This is a genomic window from bacterium (assembly GCA_021372515.1).
In the GTDB taxonomy this organism is placed as follows: Bacteria; Gemmatimonadota; Glassbacteria; order GWA2-58-10; family GWA2-58-10; genus JAJFUG01.
Map to the genome: position 1 here is coordinate 1 of JAJFUG010000175.1, position 20,128 is coordinate 20,128.

Consider the following 20,128-nt stretch of genomic DNA (forward strand, 5'->3'; position numbering starts at 1 on the left):
GGTTACTCCTTTGTGCGCAAAGGGCCGGGAGTGGAGTATGAGGTGGTGGATACACTTCTCCAAGATGAGAAAGTTCTTTTCTTTTCAGACCAGAACAACTGGTTCAAAGTGTACAGGATAGAAGATACCACTTATCTTGGATATGTTTTTCACAATAGAATAAGGCAAATGCTTCCTTATGCTGATAATAAGTATGTGCTTTCTTTCAAAATAAATAATAGTACAGGCTATATTGGCAAATCAGCACAAAAAGGTTACTTCTTCTTATTCCCGGATGACGTTAACAAGGATAAATGGCAAGAGAGCTCTGCTTCAGGTGATTTTAATTATATTCATGCAGATAGTGTGAGTAAATACATCTGCCATTTCCTTCTCTACAAGGCATTGGACGAATTCAAATTCGTTGACGGCCCCTCGCTTTCGCTTAAAAGTGCTCTATCCTGTTTGCCTCTTGATCTTAATGGCGATAAAAGCGGTTTTCAAAACGCATCAAGGGGTTTTTATATTGATTATCATCCTGGCCCGCACAAGCCGTTATATGGCAATTGGATAGAAACGAATACTGTTGATCTGTTACAAAGCAAAGGTATCAATTACGATACGACCATAACATACTATGATACGGAATGCTCTCTGTATGAAAAACATATCTTCTTTTCATCGGAAATGAATGGTCAACAGTATTGCGTTATAATAGTGCCTGGAGTAGAAGGTGGGTTGTCTACAAGCTATTTCTTTTCTGCCAAACAATTCAAAAACCTCAAAAGCCATTTGACGACAGTTGATGCAGAGATCGGGGATTGCGCAAAGCGCCTTCTGAGCTTTGATAGATCCTCCGTAATAAAATATTACGGCACTCCATTTTTCGAAAACAAAGACATTATTATATACATCACAGCTTCTCACGATAGGTTCTTCGAATACAGATTATTGGATATTCCAAAGAATATCTGGGAGCGCAATTCCATAGGGCGCGTCGGAAATGGAATATTATTCTTTGAGATAGAAAACAACAGGGTTGTTTTTGCTGGAGATATGGCTCTTCGGATAGCTCAGTAGCTGATACTCTTGTGCGGTTAATCTGATTTTAGGCGGAGGGCAAATGTCTATTTATTTGAAATCAAACACAGATGGCGCGCTGCAAATTTGGGAAGACAATGGTGAAAATGAGGACACTTTGATTTCGAAGGAAAATTATGACGACTATGATTTTAACCTTAAATATAACAATTTGTCCGGAGAAATGTTTCTTTATGATGGCGAAACGCTTGTTAAATACGTTGATTCGAATGATAATGAATGTGATGCAATGGCCACTGGTTATTCTGGAAAGCGGGATGGTCTGAACAATCCTCTCTTTCAAGCAATAAATAGTTATATGCGAAACAATAAGGAGCATTCTGGATGTACTCCAGAAGGTACGTAATCACAACACTGGACCCGGAATTAGTCGCTTGCTTGGAGCATCTTCTTCGAATGAGCAGGGAAACGATTCTAAAAGAATATGGAGAGCCTCTTTTTAGCAATGAGGATGTAGTCGTTTACATAACTGGTCCACACCAGCGCTTTATTACCACGGGTTATAAAAGAGGGAAAGTTGCTGCCGGCAAAATGGAACAAGTCAGTAACGGCTTGATTTTTTTTGAACTGCAGAATAATCGGGTTGTATTTGCTGGTTATACAACTTTATTATACACGAGAGATTAGAGATCAACCGACCTGTTAAGCAGGCTTTCTCATTAACCCGAGAACCTGAGAATCTGAGAATCCGTAGGAAGAGAACACAATTAAGGTAGACCCCGAAAGGATGATTTTCGGAATGGAGTAGGGGAGTGAGAAATGCGGATTTCTCTCCAATGCCCGTCGGAGAGGCGCATGAACAACGAGACCCCGGAAGCTTTTGCCTCCAGGGTCTCGTGTTAACCAACCGCCGATTTGATTCAGCGGTTTTATAATTGGCTCCCCAGGCCGGACTCGAACCAGCGACACGGTGGTTAACAGCCACCTGCTCTACCGACTGAGCTACTGGGGAATAACTTTTTAAAAGAAACCCTGCCTCCGAAGCAAGGAGTGTAAAAAATAAATACTGCCGCTCCGCCTGTCAAGACTTAAGCCGGGGGTGAATCCAGCCTTGGCGGGGCCGTGCGATTTCAACTGCCAGATCGCCCCAGAATGCGGTTGACAAACCCCGGACGCCCCTCTATGTTTGGTTCGGCACAAGACCCGATTATTCTTCCCTGATCTTTATAAGTCTTTTCCTGCCATAACAATTCAATTCACGTGAGGTGAGCTGCAATGGCAAGCCAGCCGACAGATATCCTCAAGAGAAAACTCAGAATGGGAATGGTTGGCGGCGGAGAGGGCGCTTTCATCGGCGCCGTGCACCGTCGCGGCGCGCTGATGGACGGCCAGATCGAGCTGACAGCCGGCGCGTTCGATGTCGACCCGGAGCGCGGACGGCGTTACGGGGTGGAGAGCCTCTACCTCTGCCCGACCCGCTGCTACGGAACTTTCGCCGAGATGGCCGCGGCAGAGGCTGCCCTGCCAGCCGACAAGCGGATCGATTTTGTCTCGGTAGTCACCCCGAACAACATGCATTTCCCGGTGGCGAAGGCTTTCCTGGAGGCCGGGTTTCACGTGGTCTGCGAAAAGCCCATGACGATCAGCCTGGAGCAGGCGATCGAGCTGCGCGGGATCGTCAAGAAAAGCGGCAAGGTGTTCGTGCTGACCCACAACTACACCGGCTACCCGATGGCCAAACAGGCCAAGGCCATGGTCGCAGCGGGCGAGATCGGCGCGGTCAAGAAAGTGATCGTGGAATATCCCCAGGGCTGGCTGCTCAAGCGCGTGGAGCTGGAGGGCTCGCAGCAGGCCTCCTGGCGCACCGATCCCAAGCAGGCCGGCCCGGCCGGCTGCCTGGGCGATATCGGTTCGCACTGCGCCAACCTGGTGCACTATATCACCGGGCTGGAGATCGAGGAACTCTGCGCCGACCTGACCACTTTCGCCTCCGGGCGACTGGTGGATGACGATGTCAACGTGCTGATCCACTACCAGGGCGGCGCGCGGGGCCTCCTGCACGCCAGCCAGATTTGCTCGGGCGAGGAGAACAACCTGAAGATCCGGGTCTACGGCGAGAAAGCCTCCCTGTTCTGGGCGCAGGAGCACCCGAACCAGCTCGAGGTGATCTCGAACGACGGGCCCGCCAGAATCCTCAGCCGCGGCCAGGGCTACCTTAGCGAGGCCGCGCGCCTGGGCTGCCGTATCCCGCCCGGACACCCCGAGGCCTACATCGAGTCCTTCGGCAACACCTACCTGGGCGCGGTCGCCTCGATCCGCGAGGTCGAATCCGGCCGGAAAATCAGTCCGCGCCTGGACCATCCGGGCGTGGAGGACGGGGTGCGGGGGCTGGCTTTCATCGAGACCGTGATCGAAAGCGCGAAGAGCCAGGCCAAGTGGACGGCGTTCAAGAAATTCTGACGACACACAGAGAGGGCTCGCCCAGACGGCGGGCCCTTGCATTTACCATTCAGTATAAGATGACAAGGAGGCGCAGCGTGGGACGTCCGGTAACACTTTTCACCGGCCAGTGGGCCGATCTGCCTTTTGAGACCTTGTGCGCCAAGGCGCGCGATTTCGGTTATGACGGCCTCGAACTGGCCTGCTGGGGCGACCATATGGAGCTGGACAAGGCCCTTGCCGAGCCGGATTACCTGAGCAACAAGAAAAAGACCCTCGAAAAGTACGGCCTCAAGTGCTGGGCCATCTCGAACCACCTGTCGGGCCAGCTAACGCTGGACCTCAACAACGACGGGCGCTCGGATGGGTTCGCCCCGAAGAGCCTCGCCGGTGACCCGGAGGGCCAGCGCAAGTGGGCCGTTGAGGCCCAGAAAAAAGCGGCCAAGGTGGCCAGGAAATTCGGCGTGGGCGTGGTCAACGGGTTCACCGGCTCGCCGATCTGGCACCTGACCTACAGTTTCCCGCCGGTGAGCAGGAAAATGATCGACGACGGGTACAGGAAATTCGCCGAGGTCTGGAATCCTATCCTGGACGTTTACGCCGCCGAGGGGATCAAGTTCGCCCTGGAGGTGCACCCCACCGAGATCGCTTACGACATTGTCACCACCCGCCGCGCCCTCAAGGCCATCGACAACCGCCCCGAGTTCGGGTTCAATTTCGACCCCAGCCACCTTCACTGGCAGGGGATCGACCCGGTGCGTTTCATCCAGGAGTTCGGCGACCGCATTTTCCACGTGCACATGAAAGACGCCATTGTCACCTTAGACGGCACTTCGGGGATTATCAGCAGCTACCTCAATTTCGATGAGGCCGGACGGGGCTGGAATTTCCGCAGCCTCGGGCGCGGGGATGTCAATTTCGAGGAGATCATCCGCGAGTTGAACCGTATTGGCTACAAGGGACCGCTTTCGGTGGAGTGGGAGGATGCCGGCATGGACCGCGAGCACGGGGCCGCCGAGGCCTGCGAGTTCGTGCGCAATGTCGATTTCCCGCCCTCGGCCACCGTATTCGATGAGGCTTTCGGCGAGTAACCCAAACCCCTGTTTCCGGAGACAGCGGCTATGCGCAGCAGAATCCTGTTCGTTCTGGTCACAACGACCATCGCTTGTTTCTCGCTTGTCAGGGCCGAGGAAAAGAAGGCTGAGCCGGTGGCGACCCTGCTGCTGATCAGCGGGACCGACCCCTTCCACGACTGGCGCTCCAGCCTGCCCGATTTGCGCAAGGACCTGGAGGAGGGCGGTTTCAAGGTGGTAGTGACCGAGGACCCCTGGGTGTTGACCACCGAGGGGATGAAAGCCTACGACGGGATCGTGATGCAGGCCTACCCGGACAAGCGCTGGCCCGCTCCGGTGGAGGCGGCCCTGGTCTCGCTGGTCAAGGGCGGGATGGGGATAGGGATCGTGCACAGCGCCGACAACGCGTTTCCGGGCTGGAACGAGTTCGAGGACATGGTGGGGCTTCTCTGGCGCACGGATGACACGCACCACGCCGGGCACGACCACTACGGCCCCTACACGGTCAAGATCACGGACAAGGAGCATTTCATCACCCGCGGGCTGCAGGATTTCCCGACCACGGACGAGTTGTACCGCGACCTGACCAAGTACTCGGATTTCCAGGTCCTGGCCACCGCGTTCAGCCGGGACAAGCAGGCCGACTACCCGATCCTGATGGTCAAGACCTACGGCAAGGGCCGCGTGTTCCACACCGTGCTGGGCCACGACGCGGTCTCGATGCAGGCCGCGGGGTTCCGCACCACTATACAGCGTGGTATGCTCTGGGCGATCTGTAAGGACAAATAACCTTTTCCCCTCACTCTGCGAGGCGTCAAACGATGAGCGAACACAGCGATAAGAAAAATCTGAACCGTCGTGAACTGCTCAAGTCGGGTGCATTTTTCGCCATGGCCGGCGCTGGCCTGACCGCCGCGCCGCTGATGGGGGCCGCGGCCAAGAAAGCCGCCGGGGCCAATGACCGTATCCGGGTCGGGGTGATCGGACCGGGCAAGCAGGGCCGCTCCAACATGATGGCGTTCGCCTCCAACCCCGAGATCGAGATCGCCGCGGTCTGTGACTGCTACAAGCCCAACCTCGACCTGGGGCTCAAAGCCCTGGCCGAGGCAGGCAAGACGGCGCCCAAAACTTTCGCCGATTTCCGCAAGGTGCTGGAGCTCAAGGATATCGATTGCGTGATGATCGCCTCGCCCGACCACTGGCATCCGGCCATGACCGTGATGGCCTGCCAGGCCGGCAAGGACGTGTACGTGGAAAAGCCGGTCTCGGTCTGCGTGGCCGAGGGCCGCAAGATGGTCGAGGCGGCGCGCAAATACAACCGCGTGGTGGGTGTGGGCACCCAGCAGAGATCGGGCAAGCATTTCCAGCGCGCGGTGGAGATCGTGCAGAGCGGCAAGCTGGGCCGTGTGACCGAGGTGCGCACCTGGAACTACGGCAACGAGTTCCCCAAGGGGATCGGCAACCCGCCCGACAGCCAGCCGCCCGCCGGATTGGATTGGGACATGTGGCTGGGACCGGCTCCCATGCGGCCGTTCAACATCAACCGTTTCGGCGTGGTGGATGACGACCGCTGGTCCAGTTTCCGCTGGTTCTGGGACTACGCCGGCGGCTGGCCCACCGATTGGGGCACCCACCTGATCGACATCGTGCTCTGGGCCACCAAGCAGAAAGGCCCGCGCCGTGTCACCGGCATGGGGCAGAAATTCGGGCTGCAGGACAACCGCGACACCCCGGACACCATGATCCTGTGCTACGAGTTCCCGGAATTCATCCTCACCTACGAGTGCCGCCGCTGCAGCGGCGAGAGCGGTGACGGGCATGGGTACGGGATCGAGTTCCACGGCACGGACGGCAGCCTGTATCTGAACCGTCAGGGCTACAGTTTCCGTCCGGAGAAAGAGGACAAGGGTGACGAGACCTGCGACAAGTCCCCGGCGTTCTCGGCCGGCGAGAGCGAGCAGCACTCGCTGCACGTGAAAGCGTTCATCGATTGCCTGAAGACCCGCAAGCGTTTCGCCTCGGACATCGAGGACGGGCACCTGGCCTCGGCCACCCCGCACCTGGGTAACCTGGCCCTGCGCCTGGGGCGCAGCCTGCAATACGATCCCGAGACAGAGCGTATCGCCGGCGACCCCGAGGCGGACCGCATGCTGATGCGCGACTACCGTGCCCCCTGGAAGCTGGAAGTCTGATTGTATTGAGTGTGTTTTTTGGAATAAAAGTCGTGAATGTCCTTATTGCAGTGTTTCATGGAGCCGGGTGCGGCTTGGGCCGCACCCGGTTTTTTACGTTTCGGCATGCTGTTTCATGGCTGGAAATCAGTTGTTGCATCAGTCCCTGTGCCGGCTGAAAAAAATGCCGTTGTAAAGAGTGTGAACAAGAGAGATAAACGGCAGAAAAATCCGGCTGCAATTTGAATTATCCACAATCTATCCACAGGCTTAACCGGTCGCCGGCATAGATGACTGTTATTTCTTGTTTTGCTGTAACAATAGTTCACGCAAGAAAATAAATTCAGCCCTGTCAAGTTATCAGCGCCCGTTTATCTGCTGGAAATTCCATTAACTGTATGGGCTGTGGATAACTCGTTGATTATTCGTTAACGAATTCGGCGGCGTGAGACTGTGCTGATAAAGCCGAATTAATGAGTCGTGGCCGGGGAGCGCGGGAGAGAGGAAAACCGGCAATCTCGCAACCGTTTCCGGCTCTCCGAAAGGGGGAAAGAGTTGGCGGGAGGAGGGGCGGTTAATCAAAACTGTGGCAAACACTCGACCAACCGATTGATCTGTTTGCAAATGCATGTTTTATCTAAACCATGGAGCCGATCGGCCGATAATTACTACAGATAAGTTAAATTGCGCCCGGGAAGAACGACCGCTTGAGGCTTCCGTTTCAGATGAAGGTCCGCCAACCTTTGTATGAGCCGGGGTCTTGTCGTTTTCCTCGGGCATGGCGCGGAAAACCCCGGACCCCCTGATCTCATGACCGCCGACCTGTCGACTCTATTCACCAACCTCCGATTGCTCCGTGTGCGCTACCCGGGCATTCATCGTAAACTCAGCCAGAAAATAGTCAATGGGGTGCTTGACGGCCTGTACCGGAGCGAGGACGGGCGTTACGCCTATATTGTGCAGGATGAAAATCAGCACTCGATCCTGATCAAGGAGTCGGCGCGTCAGATCGAGGCGGCGAAGAAGCGGGTGGTCATCCTGCTGGGGATCGGCATGGGCTACCAGCTTTTCGACGTGTTCCGGGCGCTGCGGGACGAGCAGAACCTCATCGCCGTGGAGACCCGCCCTGACCTGCTCTGCAAGTCCATGTACCTGCACGACTGGCGGCCGCTGCTCAACTCCCCGCGTTTCCGCCTGATGCTCGGTTTCGACCGCCCCGCCATCCACGGCCTGGCCGAGTTCCTCGCCCCGGCCACGCGGCGCGAGGACTATCTGGTCCTGGACAACAAGGTGCTGGTCACGATCGACCAGAAACTCTACTCCTGGTGGAACCTCTATTTCTATCTGGTCTCGGGCCTGGGGTACGACAGCATCCGGGTGATCAACGCCCTGATGAGCGGGTTCAACCCCTGGGACCCGGACAACCTCTACCTCAACCTGCCCTCCGAGTTCCTGGGCAAGCGCCCCGCCGACCTGGGCACGGATGAGATTTTCGGCCGTTTCCGCACCCTGGCGCAGGTGCTCAGTCCGGGGCTGGCCAGCCTGCGCAGCGGCGAGCTGCCCTGGCTGAAAAGCCAGCCTCCCGCGGGCCGGCCGGGGCGGGTCTCGGTGGTCCTGCTCTGCTGGAACCGCTCCGACCACACCACGCGCTGCCTGGAGAGCCTTCTCGGGCGGACCGAGTATCCGGATTTCGAGGTGATCGCGGTGGACAACGGCTCCACCGATGACACGCCGGAGCTGTTGCGCTCCCTGGCGCGGCAGGACAGCCGCCTGCGGCCCCTGTTCGCCGGGCGCAACCTGGGCATTGTCGCCGGCCGCCAGGCCGGACTGGAGGCGGCCTCCGGCGAGTACGTGCTGTTCCTGGACAACGACACCGAGATCGAGCGGGGCGATTTCATGCAGGTGATGGTCCAGGCCCTCGAATCCCACCCCAATGCCGGCTCCACCGGCGCTTTCGCCACAGTCTACACCTCCGACCGCAACGACTCGTTCATCCAGTGCGTCCACGTGCCGGGCATGGTCGTGCCGGTGGCCTGGTGCAGCGGCTACTGCCTGATGTCGCGGCGGGTCGCCCTGGACGAGATCGGCGGGCTGGAGGGCGAGGCGTTCCAGCCCTACGGCTCTGAGGATGTCTACCTGGGCTACAAGTTGCGCGAGCACGGCTGGATGACTGTCTCCACCGCCGACCTGGTCGCCGTGACCCACCATATCGCGCACCGGGACGACCATTACGATTACGACTGGCAGAAAGCCGGCTCGGTTAACCGCAAGATGCTTCTCGAACGTTTCGGCCCGCGCCGTCGCCTGCTGAACCCGGCCCTGGACAACAGCACGGTGCGGGGACTCTGGGACCCGGAGACCCGGGCTTTCCTGCCCAGTCCTGTCTATTCCTGCCCCAAATTGTAAACGCCCGCCTCATTTCGGGCACTCCCGGTCAGGCCGTCCTTGCCGCGGCGCGTCCAATTGTTTATGTTCCATGCCGAAAGAAAATAATTTCCACTGGCACGCGCCTTGCCATTCCTGTTCCGATTGAATTGCCTTTTCGGCGGGAGGGAACCCTGGACCGCGAAACCACCTACGCACTGCTGACCAGCTACACCCACGGCGAAAGCCTCATCCGTCACGGCCTGGCCGTGGAGGCCGCCCTGCGCGCCTACGCCCGCCGCTGGGGCGAGGATGAGGCGCTCTGGGGCGCGGTTGGCCTGATACACGATTTCGACTACGAGCAGCACCCCTCGCTCGAGGAGCACCCGCGCGTGGGAGTGGATATACTGCGTGGCCTGGGCTGGCCCGAGGAAGCCCTGCACGCCATCCTGGCCCACGGTGACGCCACCGGGACGCCCCGGACGAGCCGCCTGGACAAGGCCCTCTACGCGGTGGATGAGTTGTGTGGGTTCATCACCGCGGTGGCCCTGGTGCGGCCCTCCCTGTCCCTGGATGACCTGAGCGCCCGCAGCGTGAAAAAGAAAATGAAAGACCGCGGCTTCGCCCGCCAGGTGGACCGCGAGCAGCTCGAACGCTCCGCCGCCGACCTGGGCGTCCCGTTCGAGGAGCACGTCGATTTCGTGATCGCGGCCCTGCGGCCGGTCCAGGCCAGCCTGGGCCTCAAGCCGCTGCAGACCTGAGCGGCATCCGGCAGGGCGTTGTTTCCATCTTTACTGTATTTCCGGTGTTCCCAGATGGTGGCTTAAGATGTTTGAACCCCTCCGGAGGACGGACATGATGAGAACCCTGGCGCAGTCACTGTTGCTGTTGGCTTGCCTGTCGGTAAGCGCGGGCCCGGCCCAGGCTCAGGCAGTGTACGTGGATGTGCCGGTCAACGGCGAGCGGGCTCTGAGCACGGTTCAGGGGGTGGCCGGCCTGCCCTCCGCGTTCGGCTCGGCCGGGGATTACATCGCCGTGCTGCGCATCGCCCCCCTCGCGCCCGGAGTGAAATACGAGGCCACGCTTACCTATGACGCAGGTACGGATATCGGCTACAGTTATTCGCTGGTGGACGGCAGCCCGTTCGGCCAAGACTGGGCCTCTTTTGTGGGGATCGGCAGCGGCACCGGCACGCGCGAACTGGCCGGCAAGCAGGAGAAACTCCTGTTCACGATCGATCCGCAGAGCACCTCCAACACGATGTACCTGGTGCTGCGCACCAACAAGCCGTTCAACTGCCGCTGGGCGTTCAGCAACCATCCCAGCGGTGTGACCAAGGATTCGCAGGACCGCTGGGGCTACTATTACGTTTCGGATTTCGACGACAGCCACCGCTCGCCGTTCCTGCTCAAGCGCGGCTCCGCCGTGGCAGTCGCCCAGCCGCAGCAGAAACAGGGCCCCTGGGTCGAGATCCCGGTGAACGGCGAGAAAACAGCCACCACGGCGCAGGGCCTCACCGGATTGCCCTCCGGGTTCGGTTCGGCCGAGGACTATATGGTGGTGCTGCGCCTGGCCCCGCTGAAGCCGGGAGTGCGCTACGAGGCCACGCTCACTTTCGACGCCGGCACGGATATCGGCTACGGCTACTCGCTGGTGGATGGCGACCCGTTCCAGAGTGGCTGGGCCTCGTTTGTCGGCACGGGCACTGGCACCGGCACGCGCGAGATGAAAGACAAGCAGCAGAAAATCCTGTTCACGGTAGACCCGAAAAGCACCTCCAACGCCCTTTATCTGCCGTTCAGGACGAACAAGCCGTTCACGTTTCGTTTCAGTATAACCGACACGCCCAGCGGGGTGACCCCGGCCTCCCAGGACCGCTGGGGCTATTACTATGTGGATGATCTGGACGCGGACCACTACTCGCCGTTCCTGCTCAAGAACAGCACCGCCGCCGAGGCGCCAGTCCAGCCGGTGCAGAAACAGGGCCCCTGGGTGGAGATCCCGGTGGGCGGCGAGAAAACAGTCACTACGGCGCAGGGCCTCACCGGGCTGCCCTCCGGGTTCGGCTCGGCCGAGGAATACATGGTAGTGCTGCGCCTGGCCCCGCTGAGGCCTGGGGTGCGCTACGAGGGCACCCTGACTTTCGACGCCGGCACCGATATCGGCTACGGCTACGCGCTGGTGGACGGCGATCCGTTCCTGGGTGACTGGTTCTCTTTTGTGGGCTCCGGCACCGGCACCGGCACGCGCGAGATGAAAGACAAGCAGCAGAAAATCCTGTTCACGGTAGACCCGAAAAGCACCTCCAGCGCACTGTACCTGCCGTTCAGGACCAACAAGCCGTTCACGTTCCGTTACGCGATCAGCGACAAGCCCAGCGGAGTGACCCCGGCCTCCCAGGACCCTTGGGGCTATTACTATGTGGATGATCTGGATGTGGACCACTACTCGCCGTTCCTGCTACAGCGGTGAGGCAAGTTAAATCGGAAAGTTCAAAGACCGGAGCCCGCGGTCCGGCACACGGGCCGCGCCCGGTTATTTTAATGAAATGGCATTCCTGTATTTACCCACGCCGGGAGTCCCAGCGGGACGCCCGGACCAACCGTTAATCCGCATCAACGACGTGAACTGAGAGCCATGATCAAGGTAGACGGATTGACCAAGTATTACGGAGCGACGCTGGCGGTCGATTCGGTCTCGTTCGAGGTGCAGCGCGGCGAGGTGGTGGGGTTCCTCGGCCCCAACGGGGCGGGAAAAACCACCACCATGCGCATGATCACCTGCTACCTCAGGCCGAGCGCCGGCAGCGTGAACGTGGCGGGTTTCGACATCCAGGCCTCCCCCCTGGAGGTGAGACGCCGGATCGGCTACCTGCCCGAAAACTGCCCGCTGTACCCCGAGATGAACGTGCTGGACTACCTGCGCTACATCGCCGAGCTGCGCCAGGTGGAAAAATCGAAGCGTGAGGGCCGGGTGCGCCGGATGGTGGAGCTGACCGGCCTGGGGGCGGTGACGCACAAGGACATCGGCGAGCTGTCCAAGGGTTTCCGCCAGCGGGTCGGGCTGGCCCAGGCCATGGTCCACGAGCCGGACATCCTGGTGCTGGACGAGCCCACGAGCGGCCTGGACCCCAACCAGATCATCGAGATCCGCCAGCTCATCCGCGACATCGGCCGCGAGAAGACGATCATCCTGAGCACGCATATCCTGCCCGAGGTGAGCGCCACCTGCGGCCGGGTGCTGATTATCAGCAACGCGCGCCTGGTTGCCAGCGGCACGCCCGAGGAGCTGGCCGCCAGCTCCAGCGGCGCCGAGCTTCTGCACGTGGTGCTCCGCGGGCCCCAGGATGAGGTCTACGCCGCCCTGCGCGAGGCCGATTTTATCGCCTCGTTCCATCGCGGCGAGGGCGAGGCCTCCGACTCGTCCGGCGACTGGCTGACCCTCGAGATCACGAGCCAGGCGGGAGATATCCGCGAGAAGCTGTTCCGTCTGGTGGTTGAGCGGGGCTGGTCGCTGCGCGAGCTGCACCGCGAGAAAATGAGCCTGGAAGAGGTGTTCACCCGGATCACCACCGCCTGAGCCGGGCGGCCGGGCCCAACCCGAACGACAACTTCACACTGGTGGACCGACGATGCTCAACAATGCACTTGCCGTGGCGAGAAAAGAGTTCCGCAGCTATTTCGACTCTCCGATCGCCTACATTTTCATCACCGCGTTTCTGCTGCTGGTGAATTTCCTGTTCTTCTGGACTTTTTTCGTGGCCGGGCAGGCGGACATGCGCCCGTTCTTCGGCTTCATGCCTTTCGTTTTCCTGTTTTTCGTCCCCTCGATCACCATGCGTCTCTGGGCCGAGGAACGCAAGATGGGCACCCTGGAAGTGCTGCTCACCCTTCCGGTGCAGGAAAAAGAGGTGGTGCTGGGCAAGTTCCTCTCCAGTTTCGTGTTCCTGGCCCTGATGCTGGCGCTGACTTTCAACGTGCCGCTGCTGGTGGGCGCGCTGGGCGACCCCGACTGGGGCCAGATAATCTGCGGCTACCTGGGCACTCTGCTGCTGGGGGCGAGCTACCTGGCCATCGGGCTTTTCGCCTCGGCCCTGAGCGAGAACCAGATCATCGCTTTCATCCTGGCGATAGTGATCGGCGTGGCGCTGCTGATCGTGGGCGAGTGGTTTTTCCTGATGCTGCTGCCCGATTTCATGGTCCCGGTGCTCAACTATCTGGGCCTGGCCACGCATTTCGAGAGCATGGGCCGCGGGGTGATCGACAGCCGCGACATCCTCTACTACCTATCGATAATCGGGGTCTTCCTCTACCTCAACGTCAATGTCGTGGAGAACCGGAGCTGGGTCTGAGACCTGGACCCACAGCCAATTCAAGGGTTGGAACATGAGCGAGAAGAAACCTGTCAACCGACTTTCCAACGCCGCCTATGTCGCGATCATCATCGGCATAGTCGCGGTAGTCAACCTTCTGGGCGTCCGGTTCTTCGGGCGGCTGGACCTGACCGGCAACAAGCTCTACTCGGTCAGCCCGGTCACCAAGGGCATCCTGCACGAGCTGGACGATGTGGTCTCGGTGAAAGCCTATTTCTCGAAGAAGCTGCCGGTGCAGATCTCGCGCCTGCCGGAGGAGGTGGGTGACCTGCTGAAGGAGTACCAGGTCTATTCCCACGGCAACATCCATTACGAGCGGGTTGACCCGGCGGATGACGAGGCGCTGCAGCAGAAACTGGCCGGCCTGGGGGTGACCCCGGTCACCATGACCATTATCGAGAAAGACGAGCGCCAGCAGATCAACGGCTGGCTGGCGATCGTGGTCAGCTACGGCGACAAGAGCGAGGCCATCCCGGTGGTCCAGAACACCGGCGACTTGGAATACGACCTGACCAGCCGTATTTTCCGAGTCACCTCCACGCCCGACCACGTGGGGTTCATCACCACCTACAGCCGTCACGACCTGGGCAACGACTACCGCGCTTTCGCCCAGGAGCTGAGCAAGCTGCATGAGATACAGCCCGTGGACCTCAACGGCGGCGTGCCGGTTCCCGACTCGTTGCCCGCGTTGATTTTCGCCGGGCCCACCGACAGCGTGCCGGATTACGTGCAGTACGCCCTGGACCAGTACGTGATGCACGGCGGCAAGCTGATCTGCCTGGTGGATGACATCCGCATCGACGACAGCCGCGGCCAGCCTTACCCGATCGAGGTGCACCACGGGATGGACCGGGTTATGATGTCCTGGGGCTTCACGCTGGGCCATGATGTGGTCCAGGATCCCAAGTCGCACTCGCCGCAGCAGGTGAACCAGGGGATATTCACGATCAACCGGCCCAACCCGTTCTTCCCGCACGTGGTCAAGGCCCAGTTGGGCAAGCACCCGGTGGTGGGCCGCCTGTCGGAGATCACTTTCCCTTACACCGGGTCGATCAACGAGCCGGTGACAAGTGACAGCTCGGTGGTTTACTCGGTGCTGGCCTGGACCAGCGAAGCCGCCACCAGCCACCGTCCGCCCACCTATCAGCCGGCCGGCGCCCCGGGCCGCCTGGCCATGGCCGTGCTGGGCACGGGACGTTTCAAGAGCGCCTTCGCCGGGCCGGTGGTCGGCGTGGGCGCGGCCAGTCCGCCCTTCGCGGCCGAAAGCCCGGCCACGGGCAGCATCCTGATGGTGGCCAACTCGAATTTTCTGGAGAACCGCTACCTCTACCCGGGCAACCTGGAGTTCATGCTCAACGCGGTGGATTACATGACCATCGGAGACAAGCTGATCTCGATCCGCACCCGCCCGACCACCGACCGTCCGCTCAAGAGCCTGGGCGGCGAGATGAAGAATTTCCTGCGGCTGCTCAACATCGTGGGGGTGCCGCTGCTGGTGATCCTGTTCGGCATGATGCGTTTCTACCTGAAACGCCGCGACAAGGCCGTGCGTGCACACATGCAGGGCTGAAACTGGGAGGCGCGGTCCGGGCCGTGGAGGCGCCGGGCCGCACGGGAACGTGAACCTCAAACCCGAAGCGAGCGATGAAACTGCTTAAGCCTTTACTGATACTGATTGTCCTGCTGGCGCTCTGGGCGGTGGTCCATTTCATGTCGGACCGTCCGGACCGGCCGGACGAGGCGGATGTTTTCAAGGTGCAGATCGACACCACGAAAGTAAGCCGGATCGAGGTTTCGCGCACGGGCGGGCAACTCGTGCTGTTGCGCGACCAGGGCGCCTGGAGCGTGCAGACCCCGTCCGGGCCCCGTCCCGCCGAGAACGACCAGATCGTCTCGGCCCTGAGCACGCTTGGCTCCATCCAGACCTCCAGCTTGGTCAGCCACAACCCGGACAAGCAGGCCGAGTTTCAGGTGGACGAGGCCAGCGGCACGCGGGTGAAAGTGTTCGGTGGCGGCCAGGAACCGTTTGCCGACATCGTGATCGGCCGGATCGGCGGGTTCGACCAGCGCCGGATGTACAGCCAGCAGAGTTTCAACCCGCAGGATTTCTACACTTTCATGCGCCGGGCGGACAGCCCGAATGTCTTCAAGGTGCAGGGTTTCTTCGGGGCGATGCTGGGCACCGACTCCGAGCAGTGGCGCGACCACACCCTGCTGGCTTTCGACCCAGCCCAGGCGCGCCGGGTGGAGCTGATGTTCCCCGACACCCGGGCGGCGCTCCAGGCCGACACCAGCGGCCATGTCTGGCGGATCGAGGGCGGCGGCGCCGCACCGGACAGCACGGTGCTGCGCCAGATGCTCGGAACTCTCTCCTCGCTGCGGGCCAGCACCTTTGTCGACTCCCTGCCGCCCGCCGACAGCCTGGGCCTCGACCCGCCACAGTTCACGCTGCGGGTGACTCTGGCGGATGGCGCCACGCAGGGGCTGGAAGTGGGCAAGGAGACCGCGAACAACCTGTTTTTCTGCCGGGTGCCTGGCAAGGAGCAGGTCTGCACCCTGGCCCGCTACCGCCTGGACCAGGTGCGCAAGCGTCCCGAGGAGCTGGTGGCCGGGGCGGGCAAGAAACAGGAGCCACATCCCGTAAAATGACAGGGATTTGAAAATGAACGGTGGGGAAAGGCACGGCTTGCCGTGCCTTTTTCTGTGGAGGATATTTCTATTGATATTTCGGCTTAAATGTAGTAAAATAATCAAAACAAATAAATCGTTTCGATATATTGAGTTAACTCTTTGAAAAGTGTGGAAATATGATGATAATGGCGTAAATCGTCTCAAGGTTCGTCGAACAGTGTTTATTTTCCATCTGCCGGTGCTTTTCCCCCCAATGCAGCAGCAGTTGTGATTCACCCAAAAAGTGATGCTTGAAGAGCTGAGAATGGCACCCTGTTGCGTCATCGCCGGGCGAGAGGAAAACGCGGTTTCAGATACTGGATGGCAGTGGTCCGGGCTGATATTTGCTATTCTTCTTGCGCTGCATGTGATTTCAGTCTGGGGAGTGAGGTTTTTTCCCTCGCAGGACGGTCCGGCGCATCTGTACAACGCGTCCGTGATTGTGCAGTATCATCGTCCCGAGGCGATAATTCTGCGCGATTATTTCGTTCTTCACTGTGGCCCGCAGTCGAACCGGGGCGGTCATCTCCTGTTGGCGGCACTGCTGACTTTCCTGCCACCGCTGGCCGCGGAGAAAGTCCTGCTCGGCCTGTACACTCTGCTCTTTGGGCTGGGGTTCCGTTTTGCTCTGGAATCAATCCGTCGCGGCTCAGGTTATCTTGCCATAATGTCCCTTCCTTTCGTCTTCAGTTTCCCTCTTCACCAGGGATTTTATAATTTTTGCCTGGGGCTGGCGGTCTTTTTCTTTGCATTCGGCTGGTGGTGCCGCTGCCGGGGAGAGTTAACCCTGTGGGGCGCCCTGGTCTTTTCAGGCCTTTGCCTGGCAGTATACGTTTTTCATCAGGTGCCCCTGGTAATGCTTTACATCGCGGTCGGTGTGACCTCCCTCTGGTTTTCGGGATTGCTGCTCAAGGACGCGGACAACGGGGGCCGGAGTCTGTGGCGCAGGATAAAAGCTTGTGCCGCCTGGTCTGTCCGTCCGCTGGCGGCTTTGGGGCCGTCTGTCGTGCTGCTGGCTTTGTACCTGGGCGGTCACACCGGTGGAGAGGTGGAGTACCGTACTTTTCTGCGCAACGTCCGGGATATGCTGTGCCTGGGTTCTCTTGTATCGTACAGCAGTTGGGAAGGAGTGCTGTCCAGCGCGATGGCGGTTCTGTTTTTCTGGCTTGTTGCCGGAAAGCTGCGGCGCAGGGGGTTCGACTCCTGGCGCTGCCTTTTAGGCGTGGCCGTCATTTTCACCCTGGTGTATTTCCTGGTTCCGGATTGCCTGGCTGGGGCCAGTTGCGTCAGCGCGCGGCTGAACCTTTTCCCTTTTCTGATCCTGATCCTCTGGCTTGGCAGCGGCGACCGGACCGTGATCGAACGCCGCTTGACGGTGTGCGCGGCTTCCTGCATCGCGCTGGGCTTCCTGCTGCTGCACCAGATGAAATACAGGCAGTTGAACAGCACTCTGGAGGAGCTGGTATCATGTCATGCCTGTCTGAAGCCAGGTTCCACACTGTTACCGCTCATTTATTCCCGCCGCCCCGGGCCGGGGGAGGTCTCGCTGCGCGTGATGGCTCTAAAACAGGCCTCCGGCTACATCGCCTCGCTGGTCCCGGATGTGGTCGATCTGAAAGACTACGAGGCTGCGGTAGATTATTTCCCGGTGATGTTCCGTCCTCGAGTCGATCCGAACATCCATCTCGGATGCCTTGAAACCAGGGTGCCGCTGGTGGACATTCCTGCGTTCAACCGGAACACTCCGGGCCGGGTCGATTATATCCTGGTCTGCCGCCTCTGTCCGGCGGAGGAATGTGAAGTCGCCGAAAGATGGGTTCTCGGGCCGCTTGACCGAGAATACGAGACGATATTCCGTTCCCGGCCTCTGGGTCTCGCCGTGCTTTACCGTCTGAAATCCGATCTTAAGACAGATCGTCCCGCCTCGGAACACCCTGACTGCTCCTCCCAATTCAAATCACTCACCGAGAATATTGACACCGGACCATCCATGACTCAGCTTTCAGAGGATGCCAGAAGCGGACAATTGAATCGATCCCGCTGAAACAGGCCCGCCGGGGCATCCGGCAGTGGTGGACGGTACAAGTTCAAGAATTAACTTCCTCACATCAGACAGCTGCATCCTGGCATGCAGAGCCTTTGTCTCCAGTGGAGGTCCGCATGGTCTCACGCCTGATCCAGAAAATTTCACGCACCAAGAACACTGTCCCAGGCGACCTGGTCCTGGTAGGGGAGCAGAAAGAATGGTCCGCCGTAATCCGGGTGATGGAGTACGATGAGAACGAGGTGCTGGAAAAGGAGATCACCTCCATCGAGGAATGCGAGCGGTTCTACGGCACCCAGCGGGTCACCTGGCTCTCGCTGGAGGGCCTGCACGACCTGAAAGCCGTGGAGCAGGCGGGCGCCTGTTTCCATATCGACCCCCTGGTGCTGGAGGACATTGTCAACACCGGGCAGCGGCCGAAAATGGAGGATTTCGACACCCACCTGTTCGTGGTGCTCAAAGCCCTGCGGTTCAGCCACGACAGCGGAGAGGTGGTGACCGACCAGGTGGCGGTGGTGTTCACCGCCAGCGAGGTAATCACTTTCCAGGAGGAGCGCGGCGGGCTGTTCGAACACCTGCGCGAGCGCATCCGGCGCGGCAAGGGCAAGCTGCGCCGCCTGGGCACCGACTACCTGGCATACGCAATCATCGACTCGGTGGTGGATAACTATTTCGGCGTGCTGGAAGAAATCGGCGAGCGGATCGAGTTCCTGGAGGATGAGCTGGTCTCGGACCCGGATGAGTACACCCTGCACGAAATCTACCGCCTGAAACGCGAGGTGATTTTCCTGCGGAAGACTGTCTGGCCGCTGCGCGAGCTGGTGGCCTCGCTCTGCCGCCGCGACAGCGACCTGATCCGCGAGAGCACCATCCCGTTCCTGCGCGACACCTACGACCACACGGTGCAGGTGATCGAGACCATCGAGACTTTCCGCGACGTGCTCTCGGGGATGCTGGATATGTATATGTCCAGCCTGTCGAACAAGATGAACGCGGTGATGAAGGTGCTGACCGTGATCGCCACCCTGTTCATGCCGTTGACATTCATCGCCGGGCTGTACGGGATGAATTTCAAGCACATGCCCGAGCTGGAGTGGCCCTGGGGCTACGCTTTCGCCCTGCTGCTGATGGCGGCGGTGACAGTGGTCATGCTGGTCTATTTCCGGCGCAAGGACTGGCTGTAGCTCAGCGGTCCGGTGCCCGACCCGGGCGCACCCCGCCGCTGCGCGGTCGCCCCGCCGGAGGGCGGGGCGGCGGCCATGGCCGCCGGGGTGCGCCCGGGGCTTTCACCATTGCCCGGCCAGAAGGGCTGTGCGCCAGACCTTGAGCGAGGCCAGGAACACCCCTGCCTGCACGGCTGGGTCGGCCTCCATGATCCGGCGCGCCTGCTCCTCGCTTTCGCTTTGGATCAGGGCCAGGCCCAGGCTTGTGTCCTCGCAGCGCCCGGCCAGCTTGAGCACTCCGGCGTCCAGAAGGCCTCTCAGATAGGCGGAATGCTCAGCGATCGCGCCGCTCTCCCGCCCGGTCTGACCCTCGCTGAAATCGGCGCGGGCCGGGCGGTAGAGGATCGCGAACTGCTGTTTCGCCCCGGACTCCTGGGGGCCGGGGAAAGTCCGAACCCAGTTCAAGGGCATCTGAATAATCCCCCCCGCTCGTGTTTATCATCCAGGCTATGGCAGGGCACGGCATGCCGTTCCCCGAGACAAAACAGGGGTGCGGCACGGGCCGCACCCCTGTTGCAAATCCGTTTCTTTCAATCAGATCAGGGCGCGGTGGCGCTCAGGTTGAACGTGACTGTCTGGGTCGCCCCGCCGATGGTGGTGCTGGCCGAGAGGCTCACGTTGCCCACGGCCAGGGGCGTGGCGGTGGTGGAGGCAAACCCGTCGCCGTCCGTGGGCACCAGCATTTGCTTGAGCGTGGCGCTGCCAGTCGTGACACTGAACGTCACGTACTGGCCCGGCTTGGCATTGCCGTA

The 20,128-nt window shown here is 60.0% G+C and carries 18 protein-coding genes and 1 tRNA gene; 16 read left to right on the plus strand and 3 right to left on the minus strand.

Annotated elements, in window-relative coordinates:
- From LLH00_15990 to LLH00_16000, 3 genes are all read left to right on the plus strand, one after another.
- Window positions 1–1,059: SH3 domain-containing protein (locus tag LLH00_15990; protein ID MCE5272781.1), on the plus strand; the 1,059-nt coding region annotated here is incomplete at its 5' end.
- Window positions 1,060–1,102: 43 nt separating this feature from the next.
- Window positions 1,103–1,426, plus strand: coding sequence for a hypothetical protein (locus tag LLH00_15995; GenBank protein MCE5272782.1), 324 nt, complete (start codon window positions 1,103–1,105; stop codon window positions 1,424–1,426).
- A 50-nt stretch (window positions 1,427–1,476) separates the two neighbouring features.
- Complete coding sequence (locus LLH00_16000) at window positions 1,477–1,707, plus strand: hypothetical protein (protein MCE5272783.1); 231 nt, start codon at window positions 1,477–1,479, stop codon at window positions 1,705–1,707.
- A 249-nt stretch (window positions 1,708–1,956) separates the two neighbouring features.
- Here LLH00_16000 and LLH00_16005 read toward each other — a convergent pair.
- Window positions 1,957–2,032: transfer RNA gene (locus tag LLH00_16005), tRNA-Asn, on the minus strand.
- A 263-nt stretch (window positions 2,033–2,295) separates the two neighbouring features.
- Here LLH00_16005 and LLH00_16010 point away from each other — a divergent pair.
- The 13 genes from LLH00_16010 to corA all read left to right on the plus strand — a co-directional run bounded on the left by LLH00_16010 (window position 2,296) and on the right by corA (window position 19,337).
- Window positions 2,296–3,480: a Gfo/Idh/MocA family oxidoreductase gene (locus LLH00_16010; GenBank protein MCE5272784.1), complete on the plus strand. Its 1,185-nt coding sequence runs from the start codon at window positions 2,296–2,298 to the stop codon at window positions 3,478–3,480.
- Between the two features lie 77 nt (window positions 3,481–3,557).
- Window positions 3,558–4,550 carry a sugar phosphate isomerase/epimerase gene (locus tag LLH00_16015; GenBank protein MCE5272785.1) on the plus strand — a complete coding sequence of 331 codons (993 nt, stop codon included), beginning with the start codon at window positions 3,558–3,560 and terminating at the stop codon, window positions 4,548–4,550.
- 30 nt (window positions 4,551–4,580) lie between these two features.
- A complete protein-coding gene (locus LLH00_16020) occupies window positions 4,581–5,321 on the plus strand; it encodes a ThuA domain-containing protein (GenBank protein ID MCE5272786.1) in 741 nt (246 codons plus the stop codon).
- Between the two features lie 32 nt (window positions 5,322–5,353).
- Window positions 5,354–6,724 (plus strand): Gfo/Idh/MocA family oxidoreductase, encoded by a 1,371-nt coding sequence (locus tag LLH00_16025; GenBank protein MCE5272787.1) that lies wholly within the window; start codon window positions 5,354–5,356, stop codon window positions 6,722–6,724.
- 789 nt (window positions 6,725–7,513) lie between these two features.
- A complete protein-coding gene (locus LLH00_16030; GenBank protein MCE5272788.1) occupies window positions 7,514–9,109 on the plus strand; it encodes a glycosyltransferase family 2 protein in 1,596 nt (531 codons plus the stop codon).
- Between the two features lie 128 nt (window positions 9,110–9,237).
- Window positions 9,238–9,828 carry an HDIG domain-containing protein gene (locus LLH00_16035; GenBank protein MCE5272789.1) on the plus strand — a complete coding sequence of 197 codons (591 nt, stop codon included), beginning with the start codon at window positions 9,238–9,240 and terminating at the stop codon, window positions 9,826–9,828.
- 94 nt (window positions 9,829–9,922) lie between these two features.
- The gene (locus tag LLH00_16040; GenBank protein MCE5272790.1) at window positions 9,923–11,539 is read left to right on the plus strand and encodes a hypothetical protein; all 1,617 of its coding nucleotides are present in this window, start codon (window positions 9,923–9,925) and stop codon (window positions 11,537–11,539) included.
- Window positions 11,540–11,704: 165 nt separating this feature from the next.
- The gene (locus LLH00_16045; protein MCE5272791.1) at window positions 11,705–12,646 is read left to right on the plus strand and encodes an ABC transporter ATP-binding protein; all 942 of its coding nucleotides are present in this window, start codon (window positions 11,705–11,707) and stop codon (window positions 12,644–12,646) included.
- A gap of 52 nt (window positions 12,647–12,698) precedes the next feature.
- On the plus strand, window positions 12,699–13,418 hold the full coding sequence (locus LLH00_16050) for an ABC transporter permease subunit (protein ID MCE5272792.1): 720 nt from the start codon (window positions 12,699–12,701) through the stop codon (window positions 13,416–13,418).
- 34 nt (window positions 13,419–13,452) lie between these two features.
- Window positions 13,453–15,009, plus strand: coding sequence for a Gldg family protein (locus LLH00_16055; GenBank protein ID MCE5272793.1), 1,557 nt, complete (start codon window positions 13,453–13,455; stop codon window positions 15,007–15,009).
- A 74-nt stretch (window positions 15,010–15,083) separates the two neighbouring features.
- On the plus strand, window positions 15,084–16,088 hold the full coding sequence (locus tag LLH00_16060; protein ID MCE5272794.1) for a DUF4340 domain-containing protein: 1,005 nt from the start codon (window positions 15,084–15,086) through the stop codon (window positions 16,086–16,088).
- A gap of 268 nt (window positions 16,089–16,356) precedes the next feature.
- Window positions 16,357–18,153: a hypothetical protein gene (locus LLH00_16065; GenBank protein ID MCE5272795.1), complete on the plus strand. Its 1,797-nt coding sequence runs from the start codon at window positions 16,357–16,359 to the stop codon at window positions 18,151–18,153.
- Window positions 18,154–18,269: 116 nt separating this feature from the next.
- Window positions 18,270–19,337, plus strand: coding sequence for a magnesium/cobalt transporter CorA (corA, locus tag LLH00_16070; GenBank protein MCE5272796.1), 1,068 nt, complete (start codon window positions 18,270–18,272; stop codon window positions 19,335–19,337).
- 102 nt (window positions 19,338–19,439) lie between these two features.
- Here the strand turns inward: corA and LLH00_16075 are convergent, their stop codons facing one another.
- Together LLH00_16075 and LLH00_16080 are read right to left on the minus strand one after the other, a co-directional pair.
- Window positions 19,440–19,787 (minus strand): YciI family protein, encoded by a 348-nt coding sequence (locus LLH00_16075; protein MCE5272797.1) that lies wholly within the window; start codon window positions 19,785–19,787, stop codon window positions 19,440–19,442.
- A 128-nt stretch (window positions 19,788–19,915) separates the two neighbouring features.
- Window positions 19,916–20,128 (minus strand): hypothetical protein (locus LLH00_16080; GenBank protein ID MCE5272798.1); only part of this gene is annotated, 213 nt, incomplete at its 5' end.

Coding starts and splice junctions, on each gene's coding strand:
- LLH00_15995 (MCE5272782.1), top strand. CDS start 1,103: ATGTCTATTTATTTGAAATCAAACACAGATGGCGCGCTGCAAATTTGG.
- LLH00_16000 (MCE5272783.1), top strand. CDS start 1,477: ATGAGCAGGGAAACGATTCTAAAAGAATATGGAGAGCCTCTTTTTAGC.
- LLH00_16010 (MCE5272784.1), top strand. CDS start 2,296: ATGGCAAGCCAGCCGACAGATATCCTCAAGAGAAAACTCAGAATGGGA.
- LLH00_16020 (MCE5272786.1), top strand. CDS start 4,581: ATGCGCAGCAGAATCCTGTTCGTTCTGGTCACAACGACCATCGCTTGT.
- LLH00_16025 (MCE5272787.1), top strand. CDS start 5,354: ATGAGCGAACACAGCGATAAGAAAAATCTGAACCGTCGTGAACTGCTC.
- LLH00_16030 (MCE5272788.1), top strand. CDS start 7,514: ATGACCGCCGACCTGTCGACTCTATTCACCAACCTCCGATTGCTCCGT.
- LLH00_16040 (MCE5272790.1), top strand. CDS start 9,923: ATGATGAGAACCCTGGCGCAGTCACTGTTGCTGTTGGCTTGCCTGTCG.
- LLH00_16045 (MCE5272791.1), top strand. CDS start 11,705: ATGATCAAGGTAGACGGATTGACCAAGTATTACGGAGCGACGCTGGCG.
- LLH00_16050 (MCE5272792.1), top strand. CDS start 12,699: ATGCTCAACAATGCACTTGCCGTGGCGAGAAAAGAGTTCCGCAGCTAT.
- LLH00_16055 (MCE5272793.1), top strand. CDS start 13,453: ATGAGCGAGAAGAAACCTGTCAACCGACTTTCCAACGCCGCCTATGTC.
- LLH00_16060 (MCE5272794.1), top strand. CDS start 15,084: ATGAAACTGCTTAAGCCTTTACTGATACTGATTGTCCTGCTGGCGCTC.
- LLH00_16065 (MCE5272795.1), top strand. CDS start 16,357: ATGCTTGAAGAGCTGAGAATGGCACCCTGTTGCGTCATCGCCGGGCGA.
- corA (MCE5272796.1), top strand. CDS start 18,270: ATGGTCTCACGCCTGATCCAGAAAATTTCACGCACCAAGAACACTGTC.
- LLH00_16075 (MCE5272797.1), bottom strand. CDS start 19,787: ATGCCCTTGAACTGGGTTCGGACTTTCCCCGGCCCCCAGGAGTCCGGG.